This window comes from Martinezella rhizogenes (assembly GCF_000799715.1).
In the GTDB taxonomy this organism is placed as follows: Bacteria; Pseudomonadota; Alphaproteobacteria; order Rhizobiales; family Rhizobiaceae; genus Rhizobium; species Rhizobium rhizogenes_C.
Genome location: NZ_JUHG01000013.1, coordinates 246,346 through 265,770, shown reverse-complemented (window position 1 = coordinate 265,770; position 19,425 = coordinate 246,346). Strand labels below are relative to the sequence as shown.

The 19,425-nt window shown below is 60.1% G+C and carries 19 protein-coding genes; 7 read left to right on the top strand and 12 right to left on the bottom strand.

Annotation, left to right across the window (positions count from 1 at the left end; all coding sequences use genetic code 11):
• The first annotated feature begins 70 nt into the window (after positions 1-70).
• Positions 71-760 (top strand): DJ-1/PfpI family protein, encoded by a 690-nt coding sequence (locus tag EX00_RS13185; protein WP_047458298.1) that lies wholly within the window; start codon positions 71-73, stop codon positions 758-760.
• Between the two features lie 270 nt (positions 761-1,030).
• Complete coding sequence (locus tag EX00_RS13180; protein ID WP_047458295.1) at positions 1,031-2,017, top strand: alpha/beta hydrolase; 987 nt, start codon at positions 1,031-1,033, stop codon at positions 2,015-2,017.
• 19 nt (positions 2,018-2,036) lie between these two features.
• Here the strand turns inward: EX00_RS13180 and EX00_RS13175 are convergent, their stop codons facing one another.
• Positions 2,037-2,474 carry a MarR family winged helix-turn-helix transcriptional regulator gene (locus EX00_RS13175; protein ID WP_047458293.1) on the bottom strand — a complete coding sequence of 146 codons (438 nt, stop codon included), beginning with the start codon at positions 2,472-2,474 and terminating at the stop codon, positions 2,037-2,039.
• Positions 2,475-2,763: 289 nt separating this feature from the next.
• Here EX00_RS13175 and EX00_RS13170 point away from each other — a divergent pair, with 289 nt between their 5' ends.
• Positions 2,764-3,597, top strand: coding sequence for an alpha/beta fold hydrolase (locus EX00_RS13170; protein WP_155294060.1), 834 nt, complete (start codon positions 2,764-2,766; stop codon positions 3,595-3,597).
• 57 nt (positions 3,598-3,654) lie between these two features.
• Here EX00_RS13170 and EX00_RS13165 read toward each other — a convergent pair whose 3' ends face one another.
• The 10 genes from EX00_RS13165 to EX00_RS13125 form a co-directional block, all read right to left on the bottom strand.
• Complete coding sequence (locus EX00_RS13165) at positions 3,655-3,918, bottom strand: hypothetical protein (protein ID WP_047458287.1); 264 nt, start codon at positions 3,916-3,918, stop codon at positions 3,655-3,657.
• Between the two features lie 107 nt (positions 3,919-4,025).
• The gene (locus EX00_RS31730) at positions 4,026-4,199 is read right to left on the bottom strand and encodes a hypothetical protein (protein WP_007692823.1); all 174 of its coding nucleotides are present in this window, start codon (positions 4,197-4,199) and stop codon (positions 4,026-4,028) included.
• A 128-nt stretch (positions 4,200-4,327) separates the two neighbouring features.
• Positions 4,328-6,985, bottom strand: a complete 2,658-nt coding sequence (locus EX00_RS13160) for a nitrate reductase (protein WP_047458285.1) — start codon at positions 6,983-6,985, stop codon at positions 4,328-4,330.
• Positions 6,986-6,996: 11 nt separating this feature from the next.
• Positions 6,997-7,332, bottom strand: a complete 336-nt coding sequence (gene nirD, locus EX00_RS13155) for a nitrite reductase small subunit NirD (RefSeq protein WP_047458283.1) — start codon at positions 7,330-7,332, stop codon at positions 6,997-6,999.
• Between the two features lie 4 nt (positions 7,333-7,336).
• Positions 7,337-9,787 (bottom strand): nitrite reductase large subunit NirB, encoded by a 2,451-nt coding sequence (gene nirB / locus EX00_RS13150; RefSeq protein WP_047458280.1) that lies wholly within the window; start codon positions 9,785-9,787, stop codon positions 7,337-7,339.
• 4 nt (positions 9,788-9,791) lie between these two features.
• Positions 9,792-10,592 (bottom strand): ABC transporter ATP-binding protein, encoded by an 801-nt coding sequence (locus tag EX00_RS13145; protein ID WP_047458277.1) that lies wholly within the window; start codon positions 10,590-10,592, stop codon positions 9,792-9,794.
• A 10-nt stretch (positions 10,593-10,602) separates the two neighbouring features.
• A complete protein-coding gene (ntrB, locus tag EX00_RS13140) occupies positions 10,603-11,496 on the bottom strand; it encodes a nitrate ABC transporter permease (RefSeq protein WP_047458274.1) in 894 nt (297 codons plus the stop codon).
• Positions 11,496-12,794 carry a CmpA/NrtA family ABC transporter substrate-binding protein gene (locus EX00_RS13135; protein ID WP_047458269.1) on the bottom strand — a complete coding sequence of 433 codons (1,299 nt, stop codon included), beginning with the start codon at positions 12,792-12,794 and terminating at the stop codon, positions 11,496-11,498. The genes ntrB and EX00_RS13135 overlap by 1 nt, the downstream gene beginning before the upstream one ends.
• A 365-nt stretch (positions 12,795-13,159) precedes the next feature.
• Entirely contained in the window at positions 13,160-14,431 is a 1,272-nt protein-coding gene (locus tag EX00_RS13130) for a CmpA/NrtA family ABC transporter substrate-binding protein (protein WP_047460264.1), read from the bottom strand.
• Between the two features lie 48 nt (positions 14,432-14,479).
• On the bottom strand, positions 14,480-15,067 hold the full coding sequence (locus EX00_RS13125; protein ID WP_047458266.1) for an ANTAR domain-containing response regulator: 588 nt from the start codon (positions 15,065-15,067) through the stop codon (positions 14,480-14,482).
• Between the two features lie 267 nt (positions 15,068-15,334).
• Between EX00_RS13125 and htpG the strand changes: the two genes are divergently transcribed.
• Positions 15,335-17,224: a molecular chaperone HtpG gene (htpG, locus tag EX00_RS13120; protein WP_047458263.1), complete on the top strand. Its 1,890-nt coding sequence runs from the start codon at positions 15,335-15,337 to the stop codon at positions 17,222-17,224.
• A 62-nt stretch (positions 17,225-17,286) separates the two neighbouring features.
• Here htpG and EX00_RS13115 read toward each other — a convergent pair whose 3' ends face one another.
• Positions 17,287-18,240 (bottom strand): quinone oxidoreductase family protein, encoded by a 954-nt coding sequence (locus EX00_RS13115; protein ID WP_047458261.1) that lies wholly within the window; start codon positions 18,238-18,240, stop codon positions 17,287-17,289.
• A 62-nt stretch (positions 18,241-18,302) separates the two neighbouring features.
• Between EX00_RS13115 and EX00_RS13110 the strand changes: the two genes are divergently transcribed.
• The 3 genes from EX00_RS13110 (at position 18,303) to pqqA (ending at position 19,424) form a co-directional block, all read left to right on the top strand.
• On the top strand, positions 18,303-18,794 hold the full coding sequence (locus tag EX00_RS13110) for a MarR family winged helix-turn-helix transcriptional regulator (RefSeq protein ID WP_047458259.1): 492 nt from the start codon (positions 18,303-18,305) through the stop codon (positions 18,792-18,794).
• A 133-nt stretch (positions 18,795-18,927) separates the two neighbouring features.
• A complete protein-coding gene (locus EX00_RS13105; RefSeq protein WP_047458256.1) occupies positions 18,928-19,149 on the top strand; it encodes a hypothetical protein in 222 nt (73 codons plus the stop codon).
• A gap of 179 nt (positions 19,150-19,328) precedes the next feature.
• Positions 19,329-19,424: a pyrroloquinoline quinone precursor peptide PqqA gene (pqqA, locus tag EX00_RS13100; protein WP_007692844.1), complete on the top strand. Its 96-nt coding sequence runs from the start codon at positions 19,329-19,331 to the stop codon at positions 19,422-19,424.
• The last annotated feature ends 1 nt before the right edge of the window (position 19,425 follow it).

The window sequence follows — 19,425 nt, the reverse complement described above, 5'->3', positions numbered from 1 at the left end:
GAGGGTACTTTGGCAAATACGCCACATGGTGATGGCGTAAGCTTGCCGAAGTCAACCTCTGGAGATGAATATGACCATCCGTTTCGGCCTTCTCACCTTTCCCGGCGTTCAGCAACTCGATCTGACAGGTCCCTATGAGATATTCGCCTCGGCGGAAGGTGCCGAGGTCCATCTGATCTGGAAAGACACCGTGCCGGTAGTTTCGGCAACAAAACTGGTGCTGCAGCCGACGACGACTTTCGAGGATTGCCCTCAACTCGACGTCATTTGCGTACCAGGCGGCGGTGGCGTCAACGCGCTGCTCGAAGACGAGACCGTCTTGTCTTTCATCCGCGTGCGGGCGGCGCAGGCTCGCTTTGTCACCTCGGTCTGCACGGGTTCCCTCGTCCTTGGTGCCGCCGGCCTGCTCAAGGGCAAGAAGGCAACGACGCATTGGAATGCGCACGACTTTCTCGCGCAGTTCGGCGCCATTCCGACCGAGGGCCGCATCGTTCAGGACGGTAATCTCATCACCGCCGGCGGGGTGACGGCCGGCATCGACTTCGGGCTGGCCGTTGTTGCAGCTCTGTGCGGCCAGGGGGAGGCAGAAATGATCCAGCTCTCACTGGAATATGCGCCGGCGCCGCCGTTCCATTCGGGCACGCCGCAAGAGGCCACAGCCGAGGTGCTCGCCGAAGCGAAGCGGCGTCTTGCCGGCTCGAGAGCGGCGCGAGAAGCCATCCTCGCCCGCTTGGCCTCGACTCGGCGTGATCCGGCATAAGCCCAGGCACAAGCATTGCGCAATGGCTTGGACTTCCGAGGTTTATCGTCGATCTTATTCTTTCTGACGGAGACAACACATTGTTGTCTCCGTCCTGTCATGCTGCGGTGAAGGATAGGCGATATCCAAGGCTGAAGACAGACGAAGCTGTTGGCAGTTGCAACCAAACAGAGCAGTATTGCCTTCAGTCTCCGCGGCAGAAAGGTCAATCGTGTGAATGGACGTCGGTTATTTCTCTTCATGCACCCATTCTTGACGAGGTTGACGGCAATGCTGGCGGTGACCATCTCACTGCTGCTGCCGGGTTCACCCGCCTGGGCGCTTGATGCCGCGCCGGCGCCGAAGGCTTCGAGCGACCAGATCGAGAAATTGATCGCAGCCCTGCATCAGGCCTATGATGGCACGCAGGATCTCCGCCAACGGCGCGGTGCTTTCGAGAGGTTGATGGCATCCACGCCGGACCCGACGCGCGTCCAGATCCGCCATGTCGATGTCAACGGGGTTGAGGCCGACCTGATCTGGCCGGCGCGGCTGCACCATCCGATCGGCAAGCGGGCGATCCTCTATCTCCACGGCGGAGGCTTCTATAGCGGCTCGTTGAGGACGCATCGCAATATTGCCGGTTCCCTTGCGAAGGCGGCGTCCGCCGATGTCCTGTTAATCGACTACCGTCTCACACCGGAGCATGGTTTTCCCGCCCAGGTCGATGATGCGCTGGCGGCCTATCGCTGGCTTCTCGCCTCGGGATATCGAGCGGAGAATATCGTGGTCGCCGGAGAATCTGTCGGCGGGACACTGGCGATCGAAGTCACCCTTAGGCAGCTTCGACTCAAGGGACCTTTGCCGGCCGCGGTCGTGGCGATGAGCCCGATCACCGACTTTGCCGCGACGGGTGCTTCCATCACCGCGAACGCCGGCAGTGATCCCTTCATGGGCAAGCCAGAATTGGACCTGATGCGTGAGAGCTATATCGGCGATAAATCCCCGACTGATCCGGACAAGTCTCCGCTTTACGCCGATATGGCCGGCTTTCCGCCCCTGCTGCTGCAGGTCGGTTCGCGTGAGACGCTGCTGGACGACACATTGCGGCTGGAAGACAAGGCGCGTCTGGCAGGGGTGGATGTCACGGTCGAGGTCTGGTCGGGCATGATCCACCAATGGCAGATCTTCCCATTCTGGATTGACGACGCGAAGACGTCGAACAGAAAGGTGGCCGAGTTCGCTACAGCGCATTTCGCGGACAAGCCGGCGCAATAGCCATTGTCACCTGACGCAATCAGCCAGGCATGTCCTCCAGGGTAAGCGCATCGCGTAGCGCCTGGACTTGTTGGTTCAGGGCTTCCAGCCGCTCGGGCGTCATGCCGGAGCGTTGCATCAAGGTCTCGCCAAGGCAGTTGCTCTGGGCAAGCAGGGAGCGGCCAGCACTCGTGAGCCAGACATGGACCTGACGCTCGTCGACCGTGCTACGTTTGCGTTCCAGCAGACCCACTTGCTCCAGGCGCTTCACCGGCGGGGTGATTGTGCTCGATTCTAAAGCGAGGCGTTCGGCGATAGCGCCGATCGTCAGCCCATCCTTTTCTCCGAGCGCGCATAGAACGAGATACTGCGGATAGGTGATGCCCATCATGTCCAGCATCGGCTTGTAGGTGCGGTTGATGGCTATGCTGGTTGCGTAAAGCGAGAAGCAAAGCTGATTGTCCAGGGGCAGGGGCATGGCTGTCTTCCAGTTGATGGCTCCATCCTTTTATCACGAAAAATGATATCGCGATAAGTTTTTTATGGACAGCAATTTGGATTCGTTTTACATAAATAAGTGTCGCGATAATAAATCGTGCGATATTAAATTATTGGAGATTGAAATGAGCAACTCGATCAATCAAGCTACCCGCCGGGGCGTCATGACGGCCGGATTAGGTCTGGCCGCCACGGCGGCTGTCATGCCCTTCGCTCAACCCGCACAAGCCTCTGCAAAAAAGCAGTCTTCGAAAGGTAAGGATACCACCATGAGCAGCAGCACAATCACGACTAAGGACGGAACCGAGATCTTCTACAAGGATTGGGGAACAGGTCAGCCAATCGTCTTCCATCACGGCTGGCCGCTGAGCGCCGACGATTGGGACGCACAGATGCTGTTTTTCCTCGATAAGGGCTTCCGCGTCATCGCCCATGACCGCCGCGGCCACGGCCGTTCGAGCCAGACGGCAACCGGCAACGAGATGGACACCTATGCCGCCGACGTCGCGGCCCTGGCCGAACATCTCGATCTCAAGAATGCTATTCATGTCGGCCATTCGACGGGTGGCGGTGAGGTCGCTCGCTACGTGGCGCAGTATGGCGGTCACGGACGTGTCGCCAAGGCGGTGCTGATCGGCGCGGTGCCGCCAATCATGGTCAAGTCCGAGAAGAATCCGGGCGGCCTGCCGATCGAGGTGTTCGATGGTTTCCGCTCGGCGCTGGTAGCCAACCGCGCCCAGTTCTTCCACGATGTTCCCGCCGGTCCGTTCTACGGCTTCAATCGTCCGGGGGCTAAGGTCTCGGAAGGCGTCATCGACAATTGGTGGCGTCAGGGCATGATGGGCGGCGCCAAGGCGCATTATGATTGCATCAAGGCCTTCTCGGAAACCGATTTCACCGAAGATCTGAAGAAGATCGATGTGCCAGTCCTGGTGATGCATGGCGACGACGACCAGATCGTGCCGATCGCGGATTCAGCCCTTCTGTCCTCCAAGCTGCTCAAGAAGGGCACGCTGAAGATCTATAAGGGTTTTCCGCACGGCATGGCCACCACGCATGCGGATGTCATCAATGCCGACCTGCTTGAATTCTTCAAGGCATAATGATCTTTAAAGCAATGGAGCGCCCGCTTTGCGGTGGGCGCTCGGCCACCGTCAGCCTCAATCGGGCGGCTTATCGTTACTTCGGATCTTCTGCGCATCCAGATAGCCGTGCTCGAATGCCTTCGCGCGGCTGCTTTCTTCAGGATAGGGGTTCTTGTCGGTGACGGCTTCCCTTTTTCCGGCTTCGGCCCCACGCGCATAGGCAGCCTCCTCGTCATCGGTGTCTATCTTCGGTGGTTTTACCGATGGCGGTTGAAGAGGGTTTGGAAGGCCCGTTTCCGGGGCCGGGATCGGCGGCAATGTTGGATCATACTTTGCCATGGTTTTCTCCTCCTCCTAGAAAACGCCATGGCAGGAGCGTGGTTCCCTCGGGAGTATCCCTACCCTTATTTGCTCAAGTCTTGGTCACCGTCAGATCGCTCGCGACGTCATCGATCCAGTTTGAGCGAAAGCTGCACGGCGCGCGGCAAAGGCGGCAGCGGTCGGCTGATGTCGACACGGCGCTTCCAGGCAGCGAGCCGTTCCTGCTCGCGTTGCCGCAAAGCTTTCGAAACTGCGACGAATGTCATGGCACGCTCTATGACTTGCTGTGTGTCTGTCATGGATATCTCCATATGTTCACTTTATGTTCTCATATTGAGCGTAGATTGTCAAGCCGGTGGGTGCCGGCCTATCCCATGGGCACTTTGTCACGCCTCGGACAGGACGCTTGAGGGCAAGGAAGTCGTTCTTATTCGGCCGCGGCTGCGAGGCATCCGTCGATGATCCCGCGGATCTCGGCGCGGCAAGAGCCGCAATTGGTTCCGGCGTTCAGCGCCTTGCCGACTGCCTCAACACTGTGACAACCGTTACGGACCGCGCCAACGATCTGATTGACGCCGACACCGAAGCACGAACAGATGGTTGCTCCGGGATCGGGCGTATCGGCACCCGGCCTTCCGGCAACGAGCGCAAAGCGCTTGCGCAGATCAGTGTGAGATGCGGAGAGCTGTGCGATCGCCCAATTGCGGGCGACGGCCACCGGCTGGCGGGCGAGAAACAAGGCCGCGAGCAGTCTTTCGCCGTCGAAGAAGGCGAGACGAAAGTCGCCAGTCGTTTGATCGGCGTAGCCGAGCGGCTCGATATGCGCGGGGATATCGAAGGTCGCGCGGCACCAGCTTGCCCAATCTTCGCTCATCTCGTCAAAGGCAAGCTCCGTCCGCCAGCCGCCATCGGCTTTGGCGAGCGCCCAATAGGCGCTATCCAGTCGCTGTGGTCTTGCCGTGGAAACAGCAAAGCCATAGCGTGCCGCCTTAAAGGGGCGGGCGGCGACGGCCACATTCTTTGACGCCGGCTGGCCGGAGACGGGATCGGTCAGAGGGGTGACGACGGCGTCAACGCGCGCTTTTGCGGCGAACTGGTCGTTCCAATGCATCGGCAGGAACAGACTGCCACGCGCTTGGCGTTCGGTGACCAAGACCCGCACGATCACCTTGCCATGCGGACTTTCGATTTCGACCAGACCGGCGTCACCGACACCGATCTCCATTGCATCGCGGGGATGGATTTCGGCGAAGGGTTCGGCGATGTGCGCCGACAGGCGGGCGCTCTTGCCGGTGCGGGTCATCGTATGCCACTGGTCGCGGATGCGGCCGGTATTGAGCGTGAACGGAAAGTCCGCATTGGTGCGGTCTGATTCTGGAGCCTTGACCGGCACGAAGCGAGCCTTGCCGTCAGCATGAAAGAATCCGCCGTCGGCGAAGAAACGTGTCGTCTGCCGCGCTGATCCCGTGGGCTGCGGCCATTGGAACGGCGAAAGCGCGTTATAGTCGTCAATCGCGATTTGCCCATAAGCGCCGATATCGAAGTCCCGCCCGCCATCATTCTCGAAGCTGGAAAGGGCCGCATGTTCGGCAAAGATGTCGGCGCCGGACCCAAAGGAGAAAGCCTCGGCAAATCCCATGCGGCGGCCGACTTCAGCCATCTGCCACCAGTCCGGCTTCGCTACGCCGGGGGCGGAGAGATATCCGCGCTGCCGGGAGATCCGGCGTTCGGAATTGGTGACTGTGCCGTCCTTTTCGCCCCAACCGAGCGAGGGCAGCAGGACATGGGCATGCCGCGTCGTATCCGTTTCTTTCAGGACATCGGAAACGACGACGAAGGGACAGGCCTTGATAGCTGCCTCGACGGCATCCGCATCTGGCATCGACACCACCGGATTGGTCGCCATGATCCACAATGCCTTGACGCGGCCATCGGCAACGGCGCGGAACATGTCGACCGCTTTCAGCCCTGGCCGCTCGGCAATTGCAGGCGACTTCCAGAAGCGCTGTACCCGATCGCGGTCATCGACATTTTCGATCGCCATATGGGCGGCGAGCATGTTGGCGAGCCCGCCGACCTCCCGCCCGCCCATGGCATTCGGCTGGCCGGTGAGCGAAAACGGCCCCATGCCGGGCCGGCCGATCCGCCCGGTCGCCAGATGGCAGTTGATGATGGCGTTGACCTTGTCGGTGCCGGAGGAGGATTGGTTGACGCCCTGACTATAGCAGGTCACCACCTTTTCCGTCGTTTCGAACAGGCGGAAGAACTCGCGCAGCTGCATCGCCGGCAGACCGGTCTTGTCGAGCAGATCGGTGAAGCTCAACGCAGAGGCCTCGGCAAATGCGTCCGCGAAGCCCTCGGTATGGAGGGCGATGAAGTTCTGGTTGATGGCGGCGCTCTGGGCAAGCTGGGCTAGGAGCCCCATGAACAAGGCGACATCGCCATCCGGACGGATCGCCAGATGCAGATCGGCAATGTCTGAGGTCATCGTTCGGCGCGGGTCGATCACGACCACTTTCATTCCCGGCCGTGCGGCCTTGGCGGCGGCGAGGCGCTGGTAGATCACCGGATGGCACCAGGCGAGATTGGAGCCGGTCAGGATCACCAGATCGGCAAGCTCGATATCCTCATAGGTGCCGGGCACCGTGTCCGAGCCGAAGGCGCGCCGGTGGCCGGCGACGGAGGATGACATGCAGAGCCGCGAATTGGTGTCGATATTGGCCGAACCGATGAAGCCTTTCATCAGTTTGTTGGCAACATAATAGTCTTCGGTCAGAAGCTGGCCGGAGACGTAGAAGGCGACCGAATCCGGACCATGTTTCTCGATGGTCTCGGAAAAGCGGGTGGCGACCAGATCGAGCGCTTCATCCCAGCTTGCCCGTCGCCCTTGTATCTCCGGATAGAGGACACGGCCGTCGAGATCGATCGTCTCCGCCAGCGCCGACCCCTTGGAACAGAGCCGGCCGAAATTGGCCGGATGCTCCGGATCGCCTTTGACGGAGACCTTGCCGTGGTCGTCGATACTGGCGATGACGCCACAGCCGACGCCGCAGTAAGGGCAGGTGGTTTTGGTCTCAGCGGACATGACTGCTCCGGTCACTCCGCCGCCATCATCAAACTATTAAGAGCAATCGACAGGGCTCCATTCTCATTTCGCACCGGAATGGTCCTGACCGCGCCCTTGTCCGCCCCGAGCGCCTCGCCGGTTTCGAGCGAGATCACCCAGTTGTGCAGCGGGCAGGTGACCGCCGCGCCATGGACGATGCCTTGCGAAAGCGGACCGCCCTTGTGCGGGCAGTGGTCCTCAATGGCGAAGACCTGGTTTTCGGCGGTGCGGAACACGGCGATCTTGCCTTGCGGGGTCTTCACGCAACGTGCGCCGCGCAGCGGAATGTCCGAGATGTCGCCGATTTCTACCCAATTCATGTCCATCTCCTCACTCGGCCGCCTGGGGAAAACCGACCGTCGCCATCGGCCGGAATTCATGCTTGTCCTTGCCGGAGACGCGCTCCGACCAGGGATCGACCTGTGCGAACTTCTGGCTGAAGACGAAACGGTCGTAATAAGCCTCGCGCTTTTCGCTATCCCCCATGATCTGGCGGCGGATCTCGTCGAGACCGATGCGCTTGGCCCATTTGTAGATGCGTTCGAGATAGCGGCCCTGTTCGCGATACATCTGCGTCAGCGCGACGATATACTCGAGCGCCTCGTCTGCGGTCTTGACGAGGCCAAGAACTTCCGTGCCCTTGATGTCGAGGCCGGCGGCGCCAGCAAAATGGATTTCGAAGCCGCTATCGACGCAGATGACACCGATGTCCTTGCAGGTCGCCTCGGCGCAATTGCGCGGACAGCCGGAGACCGCCAGCTTGAGCTTCGCCGGTGTCCACGAGCCCCACATGAACCTCTCGATGCGGATGCCGAGGCCGGTCGAATCCTGCGTGCCAAAGCGGCACCAGTCGGAACCGACGCAGGTTTTCACCGTGCGCAGGCCCTTGGCATAGGCTTGCCCGGAGATAAAGCCGGCTTTGCCGAGATCGGCCCAGACGGCGGGCAGATCTTCCTTGTGGATACCGAGCAGATCGATGCGCTGGCCGCCCGTCACTTTCACCATCGGGATTTCGAACTTGTCGACGACATCGGCGATGGCGCGCAGCTCTCCGGAATTGGTGACGCCACCCCACATGCGCGGTACGACCGAATAAGTGCCGTCCTTCTGGATATTGGCATGGACGCGCTCATTGATGAAACGCGACTGGTAGTCGTCAGCATATTCGTCCGGCCAGTCGCAGACGAGATAATAGTTCAGCGCCGGGCGGCATTTGGCGCAGCCGCAGGAGGTCTTCCACTCCAGTTCCTGCATAACTGCAGGAATGGTCTTCAACCCCTTGGCTTTTATAAGTCTTCTTACGTCGTCATGGCCGAGCTCGGTGCAGGTGCACATCGGCTGCACGGCCTTGGGATTATAGGAATCCCCAAGCGTGATCGACATCAACTGTTCGACAAGGCCGGTGCAGGAGCCGCAGGAGGCCGATGCCTTGGTATGGGCGCGAACATCGTCCAGCGACGTCAGCCCCTTGGAGGTGATTGTTGACGTGATTTTGCCTTTACAAACGCCGTTGCAGCCGCAGATTTCCGCATCATCCGGCAAGGCTGCAACGGCCGCCATAGGGTCCAGCGGTGACCCTCCCTGGTAGGCCTGGCCGAAGATCAGCGTCTCGCGCATCTCCGAAATATCGGTGGCCTTCTTCTTCAGATCATTGAACCATGTGCCGTCGGCGGTTTCGCCGTAGAGCACCGTGCCGATGATGCGGTTGTCTTTCAACACCAGCCGCTTGTAGACACCAGCCGAAGCATCGCGCAGCACGATTTCCTCGCGGTCGTCGCCATCGGCAAAGTCTCCAAGCGAAAACAGATCGATGCCGGTGACCTTGAGCTTTGTCGGCGTGTCGGAATGCACGAAGCCTGCCGATGTTTCGCCGGCCAACTGCGCGGCGGCAACACGCGCCATTTCGTAGAGCGGCGCCACCAGGCCGTAGACCTGGCCACCGACTTCGGCGCATTCGCCGAGTGCGTAGATATTGCCATCCGACGTGCTCATGCCGGCATCGACGACAATGCCCCTGTTGACGGCAAGCCCGGCATCCTTGGCAAGCCCGGCACTCGGGCGAATGCCGACTGCCATCACCACCAGCGTTGCCGGAATGATGGTGCCGTCGGCCAGTTCCACGCCCTCGACCTTGCCATTGCCAACGATCGCCTGGGTGTTGGCTTTGGTGATGACCTTGATGCCGCGCTCCTCGATCGCCTTTTCCAGGAGGTAGCCTGCGGCCGGGTCGAGCTGGCGTTCCATCAGCGTCGAATTGACGTGCAATACGGTGACATCCATGCCGCGCAAATTGAGGCCGGCCGCTGCTTCGAGACCGAGCAGGCCGCCGCCAATGACGACCGCCTTGGCACGGGACTGTGCGGCAAGCAGCATGGCATTGACGTCATCCAGATCGCGATAGCTCAAGACGCCCGGCAGGTTTGCTCCGGGAACGGGAATGATGAAGGGCACGGAGCCGGTGGCGATCACCAGCTTGTCGTAGCTCTCGGTGACGCCATGATCCGAGGTCACCGTCTTGGCGGCTCGATCGATGGCGACGATCTTGTGGCCCTTGTAGAGGGTGATGTTGTTCTTGATGTACCAGCCATCGCCATGGATGATGATCTGCTCGTAATCCTTTTCGCCCGAAAGGACCGGCGAGAGCATGATGCGGTCGTAATTGACGCGCGGTTCGGCGTTGAAGATCGTGACCTGATAGAGGTCAGGCGCCTTTTCAAGGAGATGTTCCAGCATGCGGCCGGGCGCCATGCCGTTGCCGATGATGACAAGTTTCTGGGTCATAGGCTTACTCCGCAGCTTCGACGAAGCGGTGGCGTTCATAGAGGAACTTCAACACGGCTTCGCGGCATTTGAGGTAGGTTCGGTCGGAGGCGAGCTCGATGCGGTTGCGTGGCCGGGGGATCGGCACGTCGAGCACATCGCCGATATAGGCGGCCGGACCGTTGGTCATCATGACGATACGATCGGAGAGCAGCACGGCCTCGTCGACATCGTGGGTGATCATCACCATGGTGCTGCCGAGGCGGGCATGGATATCCATCACCGCATCCTGTAGGTGGGCGCGCGTCAAGGCGTCGAGTGCGCCGAAGGGCTCGTCCAGCAGCAGGATCTTCGGCTGCATGGAGAGCGCCCGGGCAATGCCGACGCGCTGTTTCATGCCGCCGGAGATTTCCGATGGACGCTTGTCCTTGGCGTGCGCCATCTGCACGAGGTCGAGATTGCGCATGACCCAGTCATGGCGCTCGGCCTTGGTTTTGGTGCCGCGAAACAGTTTTGAAACGGCGAGATTGACGTTTTCATAGACGGTCAGCCAGGGCAGCAGGCTATGGTTCTGGAAGACGACGGCGCGCTCGGGGCCAGGTGCATTGACCTCGCGGTTTTCCAGGAGCACCGCGCCGGATGAGACCGGAGTCAGACCGGCGATCAGGTTAAGCAGGGTCGACTTGCCACAACCGGAATGGCCGATGATCGAGACGAATTCACCCTTGCCGATGACGAGGTTGATGCCTTTCAGAACTTCCGTTCGTTGGCCGCCGCGGTCGAAATATTTGTCGATGTGATCGAGCTTGAGATAGGGGCTGGTCATCATGCTTTCCTTAATTGGCCGTGGCGCCGCGCGTGACAAACGCGCCGATTGCGGCGACCAGCTTGTCGAGGATGAAACCGGTGATGCCGATATAGGTGAGGGCGACGATGATGTCGGGCAGGCGCGAGGAGTTCCATGCATCCCAGATGAAGAAGCCGATGCCGACACCACCCGTCAGCATTTCAGCCGCGACGATGGCAAGCCAGGACAGGCCGATGCCGATGCGCAGGCCCGTGAAAATATAGGGAGCGGCGGCCGGCACCATGATGCGGAAGAAGAACTCGATCTGGTTCAGCCGCAGTACCCTGGCGACGTTGCGGTAATCCTGCGGGATGTTGCGCACGCCGACGGCGGTATTGATGATGACCGGCCAGATCGAAGTGATGAAAATCACGAAGATCGCCGAGGGACTGGAGTTCTGAAACGCAGCGAGCGACAGCGGCAGCCAGGCGAGCGGCGGCACCGTGCGCAGGATCTGGAAGATCGGATCGAGTCCACGCATCGCCCAGATTGACTGTCCGATCAGCGCGCCGATCAAGACGCCGGCGATCGCGGCAAGGCCGAAGCCGTAGGCGACGCGCTGCAGGGAAATGAGCACGCGCCAGGCCAGGCCGATATCCTGAGAGCCGTTATAAAAGAAGGGATGGGCGATGAGGTCGTAGCTCTCCTGCCAGACCTGCGACGGCGGCGGCAGGCTGGCGCCCGGCTGCTCACAGAGTAGCTGCCAAACGCCGAGCAGAATGATGAGCACGACTAGCGGCGGCACGACGGCGCGCAGGATCGCCATCGCTATCTGCCTGATGTCGATACGGCGAACGGGACGGGCGGAGAGGGCAACGACCTGGCTTTTGGGCGCAGTCGCTGTCGCTGGACTGGTTGCTTGTTTGCGAGCGAGTGCGGACATCACGACGCCACCTTGATCGAGAGGCTTTCGAGGTAAGCGGAGGGATTCTCCGGATCGAAGACCTTGCCGTCGAAGAAGGTTTCCTTGCCGCGCGAGGTTGAAGCCGGAATGTCGGCGGCGGCGACGCCGAGGTCCTTGGCGGCGTCACGCCAGATGTCCTGGCGGTTCACCTGGCCAACCAGCGTCTTGACTTCGGTGTTCGGCGCGAACTTGCCCCAGCGCATGTTCTCGGTGATGAACCAGGCATCATGGCTCTGGAATGGGTAGGAAACGCCGCCCTTCCAGAACTTCATGTAAAGATCGGTTCCCTTGACGTCGCGGCCATTGCCGTAGTTGATGTCGCCCTTGAGGCGGCCGAGAATATCTTTGGGCGGTACGTTGAACCATTGCCGCTTGCCGAGGATGGTTGCCATCTCGTCCTTGTTGTCCATGCTGTCGCACCATTGCTGGGCTTCCATGACAGCCATCAGCAGCGCCTTGGCGGCATTGGGATTCTTCTCGATCCATTCGGCGCGCATGCCGAGCGCCTTTTCCGGATGACCCTTCCAGATTTCGCCGGTGGTACAGGCTGTAAAGCCGATGCCCTGGTTGACGAGCTGCTCGTTCCAGGGTTCGCCGACACAGAAGACATCCATGTTGCCAACCTTCATGTTCGCCACCATCTGCGGCGGCGGAACGACGATGGTTGAGACGTCCTTGTCGGGATCAATGCCGCCGGCGGCGAGCCAATAGCGGATCCAGAGGTCATGCGTGCCGCCGGGAAAGGTCATGGCGGCCTTGATTTCCTTGCCGGCCGCGCGCTTGGCGTCGAAAGCGGCCTTCAGCTTGGAAGCATCCAGTTGAACGCCGGTTTCGGCATATTCCTTGGCGACCGAGATGGCCTGGCTGTCGTAGTTGAGGCGGGCGAGGATCGCCATCGGCACCGGCTGATTGTTCTGGGTGACTTTGCCCGTGTGCATAAGATAGGGAAGCGGCGAGAGGATATGCGCGCCATCGATGCCGTTAGCAGCACCTCCGAGCACGAGATTGTCGCGCGTCGCGCCCCAGGATGCCTGCTTTTCAACGTCGACATCCGGCAGGCCATGTTTCGCAAACAGGCCCTTTTCCTTGGCGATGACCAGCGGTGCTGAATCGGTGAGCGCGATGAAGCCGAGCTTGGCGCCGGCGACTTCCGGTCCGCTCGTGGCCGCAAAGGCACCGGAGGGGAAGGCAGTCTTGACCGCACAGATAAGGGCTGCGGTGCCGGAGGTCTTCAATAGGCTACGGCGCGTAACGCTGCCGGACAGGATCTTCTTCATATGCAGGCCCCTCTGCTGGTGTCTGACGGATTTTTGGGAATAAAAAAACGCCGCTCGGTTGATGCAGCCCGGGACTTGGGAGAGTCCCTCGGGGCAAAAACCTTGCGACGTCAATGTCACTGCGAGCGCATTTCTCGCGCTCGGCTTACTTCGATCGCCGTTGACCGAAGCGATATTTATCAAGCAAGCAGCGTGCCAGTTTGCTGGAGATTTCTTATCTTTATGAAATTATTAGATTATTTCCCGCATAGCCACCCTTGCTTGTTTTTAGGGCGAGGGTGAGTTCTGCAAATATTTTGAGCGTCTGCAGTTGAGGAAGCACGACAACCTGCGTCGATTTTGTGCAGCGCAACGTCAGTCGGGCGTCAGATCTCTTCGCCCGAAGATGCTATCTGCGTCTTTGCCTTGACTGCAAATCCCGCGACATAGGAGGCCATGTCCGAGGGATCGAAGACGAACCCGTCCATGAAGCGATCGCCCTCGCTATCCCCTTCGACGCGGATATCAGCGTCCAAGGGAGCGGCGTCATTGCCGAGCGCCAGCCGGTAAAGGTCTGGCCGATAGGCTGAGGCAGCCATGCGGATATTGTGCTCCGACAGAGCGCTCTGGCCCCAGCGCACCATCTGGCTGAGGATCCACAGCGCCTGGCTGGGGCGCGGATAATTGGCGAAGCCGGCATGGAAGCTGAAGTATTTGTCGATCACCCGGCGATTGCCCTTGGCGTCCAGGCCGAACTCGCCGGCAAGCACATTGCGGATAATGCCGACGGGGGCGGCGATATAGCGTTGATCGGCGAGCGCTTCGGCGAGCGCATCGTGATTTTCCGCCCGGTCGCACCAGCGCGCCGTAGCGTCCAGCGCCACGAGCAGGCGGGAGACGGTTTCGGGATGGCTTTCGGCCCAGTCCGGCCGCATGCCGATGACCTTCTCCGGGGCCGACGGCCAGATATCCTGCTTGGCGGCGACGATGCGGCCGACGCCTCGCTCCGATGCGACCATGTTCCACGGCGCGCCGACGCAGAAACCGTCGATGGCGCCGGCCGCCAGCGCGTCGGATGTCAGCGGCGGCGGCACGACGACAAGCTTCACATCCTGATCGGGATCAATGCCGCCGGCGGCCAGCCAGTAACGGAATTCGTAGTTGTGAGAGGAGAAGGGATAGGTCATGCCGAGTGTCGGCGGTTGCTCGCCGCGCGCCTTCATCTGCTTGACCACGGCCGCCAGCGCCTGGGCATTTTCCAAGGCGCTGGCAAGATCCGATAAGCCTGTTTCCTCGCGCATGCGATCGAACAACCGCGTCGACAGCGTGATGGCATTGCCGCCACTGCCGAGCGAGAAGGGCGTGATGGTCGGAGAGGGATTGGAGCCAAGCCCCAGCATCGAGGCGACCGGCATCGGCGACAGCATGTGGGCGATATCGAACTGGCGGAAGGCGAGGCGGTCGCGGACATTGGCCCAGGAGACATCCTTGACGAGGTCGAGCGTGATGCCTTCCTTCCGCGCAAAACCGAATTCCGCCGCGGCGATCAGGACCGAGGCGTCGACAAGCGGGATGAACCCCGCGCGCAGAACCTTGGGTCCTTCGCCTGTCAGGCGAGACGGTGATGCGAGATTGCTACCGGAACTGCTGCTGTTCATCATATCCCTCCGGTTTCCTCCGGAAACTTCCCATATCGCGCATCGGCGTCACATCAACAGGCCCGCGGCCGTGACGACGCTTTGCGCGATATCGGAAATCTTCTTCTTTTCGTTCATCGCCGTCTGCCGAAGGAGCGCGAAGGCTTCCTCTTCCGACAGGCCGCGCATCTTCATGAGAATGCCCTTGGCACGCTCGACGATCTTGCGCTCCTCCAGCGCCGATTTTGCATCGGCAAGCTCACGTTGCAGCCGGCTGAAGGCGTTGAACCGGCTGACGGCCATGTCGAGGATCGGCTTGACCCGCTCCTTCTTCAGTCCGTCGACGATATAGGCCGAAACGCCGGCATCGACTGCCGCCTCAATGGAGGCCGTATCGGAGCGATCGACGAACATGGCAATCGGGCGTCCGACCGTTCGCGTCAGCTGGAACAGATGCTCCATCATGTCGCGGTTCGGGTTCTCGATATCGATGATGATCACATCGGGCTTGAGCGTCTCGATCGTGCGCGCCACGCCATGAACCTCGTGGATGACCGTCACGCGCGCATGGCCAGCCTCCCGCAGCCCCTCTTCGATGATCGAAGCGCGGATGGTATTTTCGTCGATCACAAGAATGGTCAGATCCAGGCGGCTCATGCCGCCTTTATGGCGCAACGCTACACAGCGGGCAAGCCATGCGCCAAAATATTAGGCGATGCCATGCGTGCCTAAAAAATATTCAATCCCGTCGCTTTGTGGCGAAACCCAGGGTGCGGTTCTCGACGTCAAAGCCGTGCAGCTATTTCCAGAGGCAATAAAAGCACATCGCCCTATGTGTAATTAAGTGACATCAACTTGAAATTCCTCTCTTCTTCCGCCACCTCTTCCGCGCGACTTTTAATATTCCCAGGAGACTAGACGCACATGACGACAACCACCGCAGAAAATCCCGCCGAAAGCCATGTTTTCGAGGCCGACGTTGCCCGTCTTCTGCATATGATGGTTCACTCGGTTTATTCCGATAAGGATGTTTTTTTACGCGAGCTGATTTCGAACGCGGCCGACGCCTGCGAGAAGCTGCGATATGAGGCGATCGCCACGCCTTCGCTGCTGGCGAGCGACCCGGACAGCCGTATCCTGCTGACGTTGGATGAAGAGGGCGGCCGGCTTGTCGTCGAGGACAACGGCATCGGTATGAGCCGCGAAGAGATGATCGAGGCGCTTGGAACGATCGCCCGCTCAGGCACGCGCGCCTTCCTGGAGCGCATCGAGGCAAACAAGCAGGGCGAGGGCGCTCAGCTGATCGGGCAGTTCGGCGTTGGTTTCTATTCCTGTTTCATGGTCGCCGATCGGGTCGACGTCGTTTCCCGCCGCGCGGGCGCGGATGATGTCTGGCTCTGGTCCTCCGATGGCAAGGGCGGCTACAGCGTCAGCCCGATTGATGTCAGCGAGGCGCCGGCGCGGGGCACGCGCATCACCCTGCATCTGATGGAGGATGCCAAGAGCTACGCATCACGCTGGACCGTCGAGCGGATCGTCAAGGCGCAATCGGGTCATGTGCCTGTACCGATCACGATTGCCGAAAAGCCCGGCGCCGAAGCGACGCAGCTGACCGACGGCACCGCGCTCTGGACCAAATCGAAGAACGATATCACCAGCGAGGAATATACCGACTTTTATCGCGGCATCTCTGGTCAGTATGACGAGCCGGCGCTGACGGTGCATTTCCGCGCCGAGGGCCGCCACGAATATTCCGCGCTTGCCTTCATTCCCGGTTCCCAGCCCTTCGACCTCTTTGATCCCGATCGCAAGGGCCGCATGAAGCTCTATGTGAAGCGCGTCTTCATCACTGACGAGGCCGAGTTGCTGCCTCGCTATCTCCGCTTCGTGCGCGGTCTTGTCGACACCAACGACCTGCCGCTGAACGTCTCGCGCGAAATGATCCAGGAAAGTGCCATCCTCTCGGCGATCCGCAAGGGTGTTACCAACCGGATCATCACCGCCATCGAGAAGCTCGCCGAAAGCGACAACGATGCGTTCCTCAAGCTCTGGGAATCGTTCGGTAGCCTGATCAAGGAGGGCATCTACGAGGATTACGAGCGGCGCAGCCAACTGGTGGCGCTGTCGCGCTTCCGGACGACGGCTTCCGGGGAGGGCTATCGTTCTCTTGCCGACTATGTGAAGGACATCAAGGAAGGCCAGCAGGCAATCTACTATCTTGCCGGCAACAGCCTGGAGCAATTGAAGGCATCGCCGCAGCTCGAAGGTTTTCGTGCTCGTGGCATCGAGGTGCTGCTGCTCTCGGACTCCGTCGACAGCTTCTGGGTCACGAACGCGCCGGAATTCGAAGGCAAGGCGTTCAAGTCGATCACGCAAGGGTCGGCCGATCTCGCGCAGTTCCGCAAGGTCGAGCAGGATGCGACCGCCAACGAGTCAGCGCCGGCGGAGGTTCAGGCCTTCATCGATTTCGCCAAGGAGAAGCTCTCGGATCAGGTTTCCGATGTGCGGGCATCGGATCGCCTGATCGAAAGCGCGGTCTGCCTGGTCGCATCCGAACAAGGCTATGACCGGCAGCTCGAAAAGATCCTGCAGGGCGCCGGCCAGTTGCAATCCGGCTCAAAGCCGATCCTGGAAATCAATGGAGACCACCCGCTCGTCAAGGCCATTGCGGCCAAGGGCGACCAGTCTTCCCTGCGCGACGATGCGGCATTCCTGCTGCTTGACCAAGCGCGTGTTTTGGATGGCGACAAGCCTGCCGATCCTCGCGCCTTTGCCGAGCGGTTGGTGCGCGTGATGGAAAAGGCTTTGCAGTAAGGTTCTGAGCGGGGCTGGCGGAGCTGATGGAAATCCTCGCCAGCCTCGGTTCAATGATTGCCTTAGATCTTGAAGACCGTGCGCCGATTGCTGTCATCGAGCGACCACGCATCTTCCACCTCGGAGAGCGAGGCGGTTTTCGTCGCGATTTCGAAGCCTCCGGGCACAGTTGCGTGAAGCAGCTCGGAGGTTGCGTTGATGAGGCGGTCAAGAGGGATGCTTCCTATGCCGCTGCCCATCAGAGTAATCGCGGATGACCGCAGCACGGCGCCTGGAAGGGTGATATCCGAGCCGCTGATTGCGCCGATCTGAACGTAGCGGATTGGTGCTCCATCCTTGCCGGCCTTTGCGGCCGAGGTGAGGAGGCTTTCCGCGCTTTCGCCCCAGAGATAGTCGAGAACGACATCCACGCCACCGGCGAATTGCTCCTTGAACGCATCTTCCAACGTCGATCTATCCTGGGTGAGGGGAATGGTCAGATCCGCGCCGAGCCTCTCCAGGGCCGTGAGACTGTCGGTATTCCGACCGGTCGCAATGACTTTGCCTGCGCCGAGATATTTTGCGATCTGGACGGCGAGCCGGCCAGCGGTCCCGGTTGCGCCATTGACCAGGACGGTCTCGCCTGGCTTGAGTTTCGCGCGCTCCTGATAGGCCGCCCACGACGACATTCCCGGATTGGCGATCGCCGCTGCTGTCACATCATCAAGTTCATCGGGCAAGACGACACACCGGTCGAATGGCACGGGCGCCACGTCCGCCATGCTGCCATAGGGCGCACGCGGTAGAACGAAGTAAACACGTCGGCCGTCCTCAAGACGGCCAACTCCATCGATCCCGACCACGAAGGGGAATTGATTGGCGGAACTGTAATGCGCGCCCGATGCCCGGCTCTTCACGACTTGGCTGATGGCGGCGGTGCTCACGAAGACAAGGCTCTCGCCCGTGGATGGAACGGGTGTCTCGAAGTCTTCGTAAACGGGCGTTTGACCCGCTTCTCGTACGATTGCTGCTTTCATGGCGCATTTCCTTTTCGATTAAGTAAATTAGGTGTATAATGCACACATAAAGGAGATCGTTGGTGACAGCAAGAAATAATGTGCAAAATACACATATTAAATCCCAATTCCGAAAACTGCATGCCGCGGTGCTGGATATCGTCGCTGTGATAAACCGCCCCCAGGGCGATGAGGTGTTGATCAGGGAGGCCGGAATTCCACTTGATCGGGCACTTTTTCCATTGCTGGTCGGGATCGAGCGTTTCGGCCCGATCGGTGTCGTCGATCTGGCGGACCGCGTCGGCCGCGACTACACGACCGTCAGCCGGCAGGTGGCAAAGCTGGAGAGCCTTGACCTCGTCGCGCGCCAGGCCTCTGCTGCGGACCGCCGCGTGCGCGAGGCGATTATTGCGCCGAAGGGAAAGATCATGACGGATGCGGTCGACGGCGCGCGCGACAGGATCGGCGGGGCGATCCTTGAATCCTGGGATGCCAATGATATCGATGAGCTTGTCAGGCTGATGCGGAAGTTTGCTGATGCACTGAACGGCGAACTGCCTGCTGCATCCCGGTAAGCAATCAGGAAAAAATTAGCACCGATTGTATTTTCTATATATCTAATAGTGAAGTGCTCTTGCGCCAGCTTGTCCGGCACCAAATATCTTATCGTCAAGCGCGTCCATTGTACCGGGAAAGGAGAGGAACGCGATGATCCAAAGATATCTCAACAAGCATGATTATCCGCTGGATTCGCTGGATTTGAACCTCTGCCAGCGCACTTTTGATGCTCTTCTGGTCGAATTGAAGCTTTCGAAAGACAGTGAGGAAGCGGAGCGAGTGGCGGCCATGATCATCGAATTGTACCGACAAGGGATTCACGACGAGCGCCAGCTTGCCATGCTGGTGGGCGGGGCTGGTGGAAAAACCTGAGATGGCGTATGCGGACCATTCGCAAGCGGCCATGCGGCAATTCCGCAGAGCAATTTATTGTGATCGCGATAGCCGGGAACGCCGTGGCATTAACGGCATTAAAAGACGACCATCCGAAATTGCCCCAACGGGCAATTGAGTCTAATCTTGCACTGTAAACCGCGTGAAAGGAACGACTTATGAAGTGGCATGCTCCGAAATTCGTAGAGGTAAGCTGCGGCATGGAAATCAACCGGTATGCGCCGGCCGATGGTTCCGAGCCGATCCTGTTCTGAT